Source organism: Streptomyces sp. NPDC054840 (assembly GCF_053611065.1).
This window is the reverse complement of the sequence record NZ_JBSGZP010000230.1, coordinates 1-10,199: the sequence shown is the minus strand read 5'-3', so window position 1 is coordinate 10,199 and position 10,199 is coordinate 1. Positions and strand designations below refer to the sequence as shown.

General features: G+C 67.6%; 7 protein-coding genes, 1 tRNA gene and 1 pseudogene. All 9 read left to right on the top strand.

The window, feature by feature from the left end:
* Window positions 1-15 precede the first annotated feature (15 nt).
* Window positions 16-105: transfer RNA gene (locus tag ACWGIU_RS18170), tRNA-Ser, on the top strand.
* A 1,303-nt stretch (window positions 106-1,408) separates the two neighbouring features.
* The gene (locus ACWGIU_RS18165) at window positions 1,409-1,789 is read left to right on the top strand and encodes a hypothetical protein (protein ID WP_453706967.1); all 381 of its coding nucleotides are present in this window, start codon (window positions 1,409-1,411) and stop codon (window positions 1,787-1,789) included.
* Window positions 1,790-2,614: 825 nt separating this feature from the next.
* Window positions 2,615-4,126, top strand: coding sequence for a hypothetical protein (locus tag ACWGIU_RS18160; RefSeq protein ID WP_453706965.1), 1,512 nt, complete (start codon window positions 2,615-2,617; stop codon window positions 4,124-4,126).
* A gap of 1,297 nt (window positions 4,127-5,423) precedes the next feature.
* Window positions 5,424-5,864 (top strand): DUF6344 domain-containing protein, encoded by a 441-nt coding sequence (locus ACWGIU_RS18155; RefSeq protein WP_453706963.1) that lies wholly within the window; start codon window positions 5,424-5,426, stop codon window positions 5,862-5,864.
* Window positions 5,865-6,320: 456 nt separating this feature from the next.
* Window positions 6,321-6,556: pseudogene (locus ACWGIU_RS18150) on the top strand (hypothetical protein).
* A 167-nt stretch (window positions 6,557-6,723) separates the two neighbouring features.
* Window positions 6,724-7,875 carry an acyl-CoA dehydrogenase family protein gene (locus ACWGIU_RS18145; protein WP_453706961.1) on the top strand — a complete coding sequence of 384 codons (1,152 nt, stop codon included), beginning with the start codon at window positions 6,724-6,726 and terminating at the stop codon, window positions 7,873-7,875.
* Complete coding sequence (locus ACWGIU_RS18140; protein ID WP_453706959.1) at window positions 7,872-8,864, top strand: bifunctional MaoC family dehydratase N-terminal/OB-fold nucleic acid binding domain-containing protein; 993 nt, start codon at window positions 7,872-7,874, stop codon at window positions 8,862-8,864. Before ACWGIU_RS18145 ends, ACWGIU_RS18140 begins: the two co-directional genes overlap by 4 nt.
* Entirely contained in the window at window positions 8,864-9,922 is a 1,059-nt protein-coding gene (locus ACWGIU_RS18135; protein WP_453706957.1) for an acyl-CoA dehydrogenase family protein, read from the top strand. Before ACWGIU_RS18140 ends, ACWGIU_RS18135 begins: the two co-directional genes overlap by 1 nt.
* Window positions 9,919-10,199, top strand: a 281-nt coding sequence (locus tag ACWGIU_RS18130) for a MaoC/PaaZ C-terminal domain-containing protein (RefSeq protein ID WP_453706955.1), incomplete at its 3' end; no start/stop codon positions are given. The genes ACWGIU_RS18135 and ACWGIU_RS18130, both read left to right, overlap by 4 nt.

Genomic DNA, 10,199 nt, shown 5'->3' with positions numbered 1-10,199 from the left:
ACTCTGTACCGGCCAGGTGGGTTGCCCGAGCGGCCTAAGGGAACGGTCTTGAAAACCGTCGTGGCAGCGATGTCACCGTGGGTTCAAATCCCACACCCACCGCCAGGTCAGAGAAGTAGCAGGTCCGAGGGCGGGTACCCGAAGCGGGTGCCCGCCCTCTCTGCTCATCCTGTCTCACCTTGATGCACCCGTATCCCGCTGTTGACCAGCGCGTATCGGCCATCTGTGGGCCAGGATCACTACGCTAGAGCTGCGCACTCCTAACGTCGCGCCGCCGAGCTACGTAGCGGAGCGGGGCCCAGATCGGCGCGGCGTTGACCAGGACCGCGCCATAGAAGCCGAATTCGGACCACATGTCGAGCTTGCTGTCGATGTGTCCGGTGCCACCCAGTCGGAGGGGCGCGGGGCGGACTCCGGCATGAACTCCGTGGACAGCGGCTGGGGAGGTGGGCTGCGAGCCTTCGCAGATGGGCCCCACGACCGCATCAGGGGTTCTGGACCGTCGAGGAGCGCCAGGAGTGGCGCCTTATCGGCGAACAGGCCGGGGCGGCCGTGGCGCTGCGGTGTACCTGCCTGCCACCCATGACGGTTCGTCAATGCGCTCCCACAGCCTTTGCGCACGCCCGCCATGACCGGTGAAACCCACAGGTGGGAGCCCCGTCGCCTTCGGCTCCGTCTTTTCTCCGCCCCCGCCCAGATCGTCACCGACCGTGATAACCGGCGCCCTGGTACGGCTCGCAGCTCTGCCGAGCCCCGGTGACCAGTACTCTTCCGGCCCTGCATACAGCACGATCCCGACCGGATACGTGGAACCTGGCCCCCACCCGACGCGACAGCCGGGCCATCATGGCCACCACCAACCCGAACAAACCGAAACGGCCCACGGAAGAAACCGACGGGCCGTCACGAAAGATCGAGGCTAGAGCTGGCAGAAGTGGATGGTGTGGCTGTCGGTGGCTGTATAGAGGCCCTGGCAGGGCCGATCAGGCCGAATGACGGGCTATTGAGAGATTCGATGACAGAAGCGAGGATCTCGCAGCTGAAATAGGACAACGACCCTTTCGGCACCATGAGGGCTTCGTCGTCGGCATTGCCCGATTCTGGCACGCCGACAGCCGCGACCTTCGCTGCACTCCAACCTCACATCTTGCTCAAATTGCGTGTCATTTGCCGGCTGCGGTTCTACATTGATCTTCCGTACGTGAAAAGGGGCGACGCTCAAGCATCGACCCACCACCGGGAACTCTCCGGATCGACCCATTCGGAGATAGTTGAGCATTCACTCTTGTGTAGGCTGCCCAACTTACCACCCCGATGTAAGCTCGGTGCTTCCGGTTGTAGGCGTTTCCTGAACTGCATGATTACTTTGAGCCCTGCAGTTTTTTTATCTAGCAGATAAGAGGAACCAATGGCCAGATCGCTCAACCGCCTAACCCTGATCGGCGCTGCCGCCGTCACGATGATCGCCGTTACGGCATCGCCGGCCCTGGCTGCAGATCAAAACATGACCCTGAGCAACAGCCACGGTCGAATGACTTTCAACGATTCTGTAGATGTGTTCGAGATCTGTGACACGTCGGCGGACGGCCGCGGCGTCTCGGGAGGACTCACCCACAAGTACACCGGTGGTGTCTCTTACACCGAAACGGCTTTTACCCTTAGCGATGGGGGCGACGCCGGATGTGACAAAATAGGCTACAACGTCCAGGGCTGGCCTCACAACTACGCGATGTATTTCCAGTGGGACGGGGATGGCGCTCGTCAGTACACCGGATGGTTCACTGAGTAAGATCTCGGCCGAATGCCTGATAGGCGGGCTCAGATGCGCTACTCACGTTGGGTGAGGCATTTAATGGTCCGCCGTAGCGGAAAGCTCCGAAAGTCAAACTGATTCCGGATCGAGTCAGTTGTACGGCGGAAGCGATCGGTCCCCGCAGTCTCTTGCGACACCTCGCACGCTACGCCGAGGGGGCCGGTCGTTTCTCCGGCAATCGCGCCGACAGACGGATCGCGGCGGAGTTCTGCTAGCCTTCCAGCCCAGCTGCCGCAGTTTTCCGGCATCGTGCGTACGGAGGCGGCCCTCACCGTTCGGGACGGAGAGCAATCTATTCCGTTACCCCCGACCTCCTGGTGCTCGCGAAAAGGCGATGACGGCAACGTAAAATACGGGTCTTTCACCGATCAACCCGGCGGTGCAGCTATTGTGGAGCGAATTGCATCCTGTGGCTGCATCGCGCCGCACTGTTTCGCGTTCACCTGTAGCAGCCCATGGTATTTAATACGCGGAGGCCGGCGTGGATCGCCAGCACCGTATCGAATGTTGTAACTGTGCAGCACAGCGGTGTGTGACGAATTAGGTAGACGGGACTGTCGGCGGCCGGCGCATTCTGCTCCAGAGGCGGATTGGTAGCGGCGCAGCTCTCGGGGTGCACTTGATAATCGCGGCGGGCTGAAACTCGGTGACGGGCGGGCCACTGGGGTGATCTGCTCGGGGACAGCAGTTTCCTGTCGACCGGAGCCTGGGGGCTACATGACCCGGCGTGAGGAAAATGCTCAAAACGGCCATAGTCGCAGCGCTCCGTAGTCCCGAGTCGGAAGGGTTCGAAAGATAATTATGGTCGCCGATGGGAAGCAGAGTTTTCGCGAGTTTGTGGTGACTAGATCGCCGGAACTGCTCCATGTGGCCATGCTGCACAGCGGGGGCGACCAGCACGCTGCGGAGATCCTTCTGGAGAAGTCGTTGGTCAAGGCGGCCAGACGTTGGAACCGGATGGACGAGCCAGAGGCGTACGTACGGGAGATGCTCGGCCGCTGGCAGACCGGATGCCGGAAGCCGTTGGTGGCGGCGGTCGGCGACAGTACCGACGCGGGCGTGCTGCTCCCGGTTCATGGTGCGCCCAAGGTGGAACCTGAGCGGCGAGGGCATGGGGCACTGCAGGCGGACGCACCGGAGTCTCGACTGTCCGACCACTTTGTCGAGCAGGTGTACAAGTCGCTGCGGCGCCGCAAGGCGCGCAGCTTTGTGCTGGCCGGAGTGGTCGCGGCGATTGTCGCAGCGGGAGTCGCAGTGCCGCTGGCTACGGATGGCGGTGGTACACACGGGCAGCTCACAGGCGACTTCGACACCCCGGAGGTGGTGGCGCGTGCCAGCCAGTCGCCGCCGCAGGAGTTGGTCGCCGCCGGGCAGGTTGCCGTCTCGTCGTATTACACGACGAAACTCGTGGAGCAGTCAGACGGGAATGCGATCGGAACCTACGAGTGGAGCCTGCTCAACGCTGCTACCGAGCGGTATGAGAGGACCGACTGGGCCTGGCTCGATGTAGCCCCGGGAATGCAGACCGCCGCGGTGCTTGAACGCAATCTGCCGGTCGAACGGATCGGGCTGCTGAAGCTGGCCACAGGCAAGGTGGAGCGCTGGATAGAGCTCGACAAGAGAGTCGGCCATGTGCAGTTCTCGCCGGACGGAAAGCGCCTGGTGGCGACGACCTACAGCCTCAATCCGGACGGTCTCTTCATGGACACGTCGTACCGGTTGAATGGCCGGGTGGTACCAGGGCCGAAGCCGAGCCGCACCGGCTACTACGTCATCGATGTCGCCTCTGGCCAAGCCGACTTCGCTGAGCAGCCACCCAGGAGCAACGATCGTGAGGTCGGTCCTAGAGGTGGACGCCAGGACCTTCGCTGGAGCCACGACGGGAAGCTCCTGTGGGAGCCCATGGGCAACAAGGAGGGCGGCATCTACTACGACGTGAACGGCAAGGAAATGCCACCCCCGGAGCAGGAATCATCCCTGCCCCCTCCGAGGGGCGTCCTATCCCGCGACGGAAGGCTGGTAACCGGTCCGTTCGTCGGAAAGGGCGGGCAGATCGTGTCCGAAGTACTGGATGCGAAGACCGGCCGGCGGTTCGCACTCGTACCCGGCCAGCAGCTACTGGCCTGGGCCGACGACAACCATCTCATCGCCTGGCGGTGCGACCCCAGACAATGCGATCCCGGCAGCGGGGAGTTCCGCAACCAGCTGCTCCTGGTGAGCCTGGACGGCAAGAAGACGATCCCGCTCTCCGGCTTCCGGGAGCCGACCCTGCGCTACGAGGGCCGTTGGACCCCGGTCCTCACCCGGCGCTGACCCGTTCGTAACTGGCCTCGCCGTTTCACTTGGTGCGGGAAGCGAGTTCTGGGCAGTAACGCGAAAGTGCCTTCCGAGCTGTCTCCGCTGACGGTGCGGGGTGGTCGGGCATACCGGAGCACGGTTGCTGGGATCTCGCCGATACGCCGGGTGCTGGACCGGAGGCGGTCCGCCCGGGCTCAGGCCCGGGAGGTAGCCTGGCTGCAGGGCAACGAAACTCGGTCCGGTATACCCGCGGTGAAGGCCGGCGGAGGCGAGGTGACCGGCCTGGTCCTGTACCTCGCTGCGACCCTGATCGCCTGCCACTCCGAGAAGGAAGCGGCCGCACCCACTACACAGGCGGGTTCGGGTTCCACCCGCTGCTGTACTTCTGACCAATACCGGCGAGGCGATGTCCGGCATCCTGCGGCCCGGAAACGCCGGAGCCAACACCGTCGCCGATAACGTCGCGGTGCTCGGCCAAGCCCTCGCGCAGTTCCCCGACGCCCACCGGCACGAGACCGACATTCTCATCGGCACATCGTTCACCGACGGCGGTTCAGTCCAGTTCCGCTGCCCGCCCGACAGCAGACAATCACGGTGTCTCACCACCCCCACCGAAACGATAGGGCTTCGCATGCAGGTCAGACCCTCAGTGGGTGCGGCCAGCGGAACCCTGTTGAAAACCGTCGTGGCAGCGATGTCACCGTGGGTTAAAATCCCACACCCACCGCAGCAGGTCAGAGAAGGTGCTGATCAGAAGGGGTGCCCCGAGAACGTGGCACCCCTTCGTCATTTGCCTTGCCTCACTGAACCGCCCTTGTACCGAGTGGTGGGCGTCGGCGATTGCGCGGGCGGCTTGCAGCAGGGCCGGGGCAACCTTTACTGCCGGAGCCGGAGCTCGCCCTGCGGCTGAGCGGCCACCCCCTCTACATCGCCGACGCCTCCCAGAAGACCGGCCGGCTCCGCCTTTCTCCCCTTTCCTGAAGCAGGCCCGGTCGCCGACCTGGGCTCGGCTTCCCCGTTCACGCCTCCCTACGTACGTACTCCGCCGGGGCAAGGCAGGCGAGGGGATTCCCGGCTTGCCGGTCCGGCGGGGGCGTGCCGGAGGAAGTGTGCAGGTCAGGCTGGGTTCGGGCGCAGGTTTTCGGGCGGCTCCGGGGAGGGCGGCCGGGGGTCTGAACGACGGCGTTGGGCCTTCCGAGTGGTGTTTGTCGGAAGATCGGCGCGGGTCGTGGGGGCGGTGCGGTTGCGGCCACATCATGACGAATGTATTCAGATCCGCCCGTCCGAACATCGTGAATCGAGGCACCTCGTCATGGCTCACCGCAGCATCCTCACGTCGATCTGGACCTTCGTCCTGGCCGCCCTGGCGGCCATCCTCTCCGGCTTCGGTCTCGCAATGAAGTCGGCTCCGGCCGTCGCCTCCACTCCCGCCGCCACCGCAGGGCCGGAGGCCACCGCGGTACGCCGGCCGGTCGTCGCGGCCCGGAGGACCTGGCGGGCGATGATGCGGGGTGGTTCGCTGCCGCCGACCATCAAGCAGCGGATCCGCGCCGAGGCGCACGGCAAGACCCCCTCCGTACGACGCTCCACCACCGCCGCGGCCATGGGCGCCGGGGCAGGAGCCGCCTCCCGCACGCCGGCCTCGTCCGCAGTGTCCGCCGCGACGCACACCGCAGTACCCGCAGCCGCAGCCGCAGTACCCGCAGCCGCCACCGGCGCCGCCGCCCCGGATGTGCTCGCGCTCGCCGCGTAGTCCCGTAGTCCCGTAGTCCCGTAGACCCGTAGACCCGTTATTCCGTAGTTCGTAGTCCGTAGTCCCGTATGTGAAGTCAACGCGAGCGCAGAGCAGTCGCAGGGTCCGGTTCGCAGGCGTACGCGTCACCGCCGGGCAGGAACAAGTGCAAGAGCAGTAGCGGTAGCAAGGGCTGGAGCAAGAGCAGTAGGCAGCATCCGTAGCCGGAGGACCAGCAGGAACAAGAGCAGCAGAACAAGAGCAGCAGCAGCCCGGTAACAGGCGCTGGAGCCCGGTCGGTCGTGACCGTGGATCGCGCTACGACGGTGCCCCCAGGGCGGGGCACGGATGGATCACCTCGGCTCGCGTCGGGGCGCGCAGGGGGCGTGAAGCTTGGCATTGCAGGGCCGCAGGCCCGGGAGACGGTGGGGTTCCCGGACGGCGCGGCCCTTTTCGGCATGTCCGGGACACGGCGGGGTGGCGTCGGCCGACAACGGCTCCTTCGCGAACGACGGATCGAATGCGAGCGTCGTCGGCATCGTGGCAGCGGTGTGGGCGGCGACAACAACGGAAACTCGTCCACCTCGCAGCAGGTGGCCACCGGTACCGGGGTCTCCAACCAGATCAAAACCGCCCAGGTGAACGGCTCGGCCCGCACCGCGATCGAACAGTCCAACTCCACCGTCGCGGTCAACTTCGTCCCCTGCTGGTAGTCGCCGCCTGAGCCGCTCCGATTCTTGAGGGCGCCCGTGCGACCGGACCGGCTGGGGTCCGGTAGCGCGGGTGCCTCGCGCATATCGCCCCCGCCTCCTTGACACCACAGGTGAATCTGACGGACAGTCAGGTTTCCTCGATGATGTGACGCCGGGAGGCCAGCGCCGTGCACCTCGCCCCGACCGAAGGCCAGTTGCGGCTCCGCACCGGACTGCGCGCGTACTTCCAGGACCTGCTGCCGGACGGCCTCCCCGATGATCCGGACCACCAGCGCGAGATTCTGCGCCGGATAGGCGCCGACGGGCTCCTCGGTCTCGGCTGGCCCGTCGAGTACGGAGGCCGGGGCCGCGGCGCCGACGAGCAGTTCGTCTTCTTCGACGAGGCCTACCGTGCCCGTGCCCCCGTCTCCATGGTCACGCTCAACACCGTCGGCCCGACCCTGATGAAGTACGGGACCGAGGAACAGAAGGACTACTTCCTCCCCCGGATCCTCGCGGGCGACATTGTCTTCGCCATCGGCTACTCCGAACCCGAGGCCGGCACCGATCTCGCCGCCCTGCGCACCCGCGCCGTCCGCGAGGAATCCGACTGGCTGATCGACGGGCAGAAGATCTTCACCTCCAACGCCCAGAACGCGGACTGGATCTGGCTCGCCTGCCGCACCGACTCCGAGGCCCCCAAGCACAAGGGCATCTCGATCATCCTGGTGCCCACCGACACCCCGGGCTTCTCCTGGACGCCGATCGACACCGTGGGCGGACTCACCACCACGGCCACGTACTACGACGGCGTCCGCGTGCCCGCAGGCCATCTCGTCGGCCCCGAGCACGGCGGCTGGGGCCTGATCACCAACCAGCTCAACCACGAGCGCGTCGCCCTCGCCGCCATCGGCATGCAGGCCGAGGACTTCTACGCGTACGCCCTCGACCACGCCCGTACCCCCGACCCGGTCACCGGTGACCGGTCCGCCGACCTCCCCTGGGTGCAGTCCCGGCTCGCCGAGGCGCACGCACGCCTGGCCGCCGTACGCCTCCTCAACTGGCGCCTCGTCCAGGACGTGGGCAGTGGCGCCCTGGCACCCGGCGACGCCAGCGGGGTGAAGTTCCTCGGCACCGAGTCCACCGTCGAGGTGTACCGGATGTGCCAGGAGGTGGTGGGCGAGGAGGCGCTGATCCGCGGGCCGGCTGCTTTCGCGGGCGGCGAGCTCGAACGGATGAACCGGGCCGCCCAGATCAACACGTTCGGCGGCGGGGTCAGCGAGGTCCAGCGGGAGATCGTCGCCATGATGCGGCTCGGCATGAAGGGAAGGAAGCGATGACGGGGGACGCGGATGCGGACATGCACGACGTGGACGCCGGCGCGGCCGAGGTCGAGGTAGCGGTCGAGGCCGCGGAGGCGGCGCGGTTCCACACACTGCTGGCAGCCTTCGAAGGACAGCCGGCCGCCACCGCGGGCCGGGGCAAGGACGCGGTCAACGAGCCGATGATCCGCCACTGGTGCGAGGCGATGGGCGATGCCAACCCCGCCTACACCGGGCCCGACGCCATCGCGCCGCCCACCATGCTCCAGGCCTGGACCATGGGCGGCCTCTCCGGCCACGCGGACCGCTCCTCCGCCTACGACGAGCTCCTCACGCTCCTCGACGGCGCCGGCTTCACCTCCGTGGTCGCCACCGACTGCGAGCAGGAGTACCACCGCCCCCTGCGCCCCGGCGCCGCGATCACCTTCGACGCCGTCATCGAGACCGTGTCGCCCCGCAAGACGACCAAGCTGGGCACCGGCCACTTCGTGACCACCCGCATGGACGTCCAGGCGGACGGGGAGCTCGCCGGCACCCACCGCTTCCGCATCCTCAAGTACGCGCCCGCCGCCCGGCCGGTGCAGCGGCCCCCGGCGCAGCGCCCGTCCGCCCGGCGCCCCCGCCCGGTGATCAACCGCGACAACCAGGGGTTCTGGGACGGGGTGCGCGATCACCAACTGCTGATCCAGCGCTGCGCCTCCTGCGCCGCCCTGCGCTTCCCGTGGCTCCCCGGCTGCAACGCCTGCGCGAGCCCCGACTGGGACACGGTCGAGGCCTCCGGCGCCGGCACGGTGTTCAGCTACGTCGTGATGCACCACCCGCCCTTCCCGGCCTTCGACCCGCCCTACGCGGTCGCGCTCGTCGAGCTCGCCGAGGGGGTCCGGATGGTCAGCAACATCACGGGCGTGCCCTACGACAAGGTGCGCATCGGCCTCCCCGTCCAGCTGGAGTTCCTGCGCGTCGACGACGACCTCGAACTCCCCGTCTTCAGAGGGAGCGAGGGCTGATGGACTTCCGTCCCACCGAGGAGCAGGCCGCCGCGGCCGGTCTCGCCGCCCGGATCTTCTCCGACCTCGCCACCCACGAACGCCTCGCCGGAGCCGGAACCGGCAGCGACGCCGAGCTGTGGAAGGCCCTCACCACGGCCGGACTGACCGCCGCGGTCGAGGAGATCGGCCTGCTCGGCCTGGTCCTGCTGCTGGAGGAACAGGGCCGCACCACCGCGCAGGTCCCGTACGCCGCCACCTGCGTGTACGGGATCCTCTCCGTGGCCGCGCACGGCAGCCCCGAGCAGCGCGCCCGGCTGCTGCCCGCCCTCGGCACGGGCGGGGCGGTCGCCACCGGAGCCTTCCCGGCGCGCGGCCGGATCGCCTCCGAGGGCGGCCGGCTCACCGGCACCGCCCCCGCCGTGCCGTGGCTGCGGGACGCCACGCACGTACTGGTCCCGGACGCGGGCCGGGCGCTGTGGCTCGTACGGACCGACGCGCCCGGCGTGCGGACCTCACCGGTGGAGACCACCGCCCCCTGGTCGGCGGGCCGACTGACGCTGACCGGAGCCGAGGGAGAGCGCCTCGGCTCCGACGGTGCGTACGAGGACACACTGGCCGCCGCCCGCACCGCCTTCGCCGGGCTCCAGACGGGCGTCTGCGCGGGCTCCCTGGCCCGCGCGGTGGAGTACACCTCCACCCGGGAGCAATTCGGCAGGCCGCTCTCCACCAACCAGGGGGTCATGCTGCGCGCGGCCGACGCGTACATGGACACCGAGGCGATCCGGGTCACCACCTACGAGGCGGCCTGGCGCATCGACCAGGGCCTCGGGGCCCACGAGCACGCGCTGACGGCCGCCTGGTGGGCCTCGGAGGCGGGCAAGCGGGTCGTGCACGCCGGCCAGCACCTGCACGGCGGCATGGGGGCCGACCTGGATCACCCCGTCCACCGGCACTTCCTGTGGGGACGCCAACTGGACGCCTACCTGGGCTGCGGCAGTGAGCTGCTGGCCGAGCTGGGGGCCTCGATCGCGGCGTCGCCCGCATTCGCTTCGACAGCCGAGGGAGAGCAGGCATGAACGTCGGCGACACGCTGCCGCCGCTGGAGATACCGGTCACCCGCACGCTGATCGTCGCGGGCGCGGTCGCCTCCCGCGACTACCAGGATGTGCATCATGACGCGGCGCTCGCGCAGGAGAAGGGCTCCCCGGACATCTTCATGAACATCCTGACCACGAACGGCCTGGTCGGACGGTACGTCACCGACCACCTCGGGCCGCGCGCCGTCCTGCGCAAGGTGGCCATCCGCCTCGGCGCCCCCAACTATCCGGGGGACACGATGACCCTCACCGGCAC

Bases quoted from the DNA above. Each gene is read 5' to 3' on its own strand.
- ACWGIU_RS18135 (WP_453706957.1), top strand. From the start codon at position 8,864: ATGGACTTCCGTCCCACCGAGGAGCAGGCCGCCGCGGCCGGTCTCGCC.
- ACWGIU_RS18160 (WP_453706965.1), top strand. From the start codon at position 2,615: ATGGTCGCCGATGGGAAGCAGAGTTTTCGCGAGTTTGTGGTGACTAGA.
- ACWGIU_RS18140 (WP_453706959.1), top strand. From the start codon at position 7,872: ATGACGGGGGACGCGGATGCGGACATGCACGACGTGGACGCCGGCGCG.
- ACWGIU_RS18155 (WP_453706963.1), top strand. From the start codon at position 5,424: ATGGCTCACCGCAGCATCCTCACGTCGATCTGGACCTTCGTCCTGGCC.
- ACWGIU_RS18165 (WP_453706967.1), top strand. From the start codon at position 1,409: ATGGCCAGATCGCTCAACCGCCTAACCCTGATCGGCGCTGCCGCCGTC.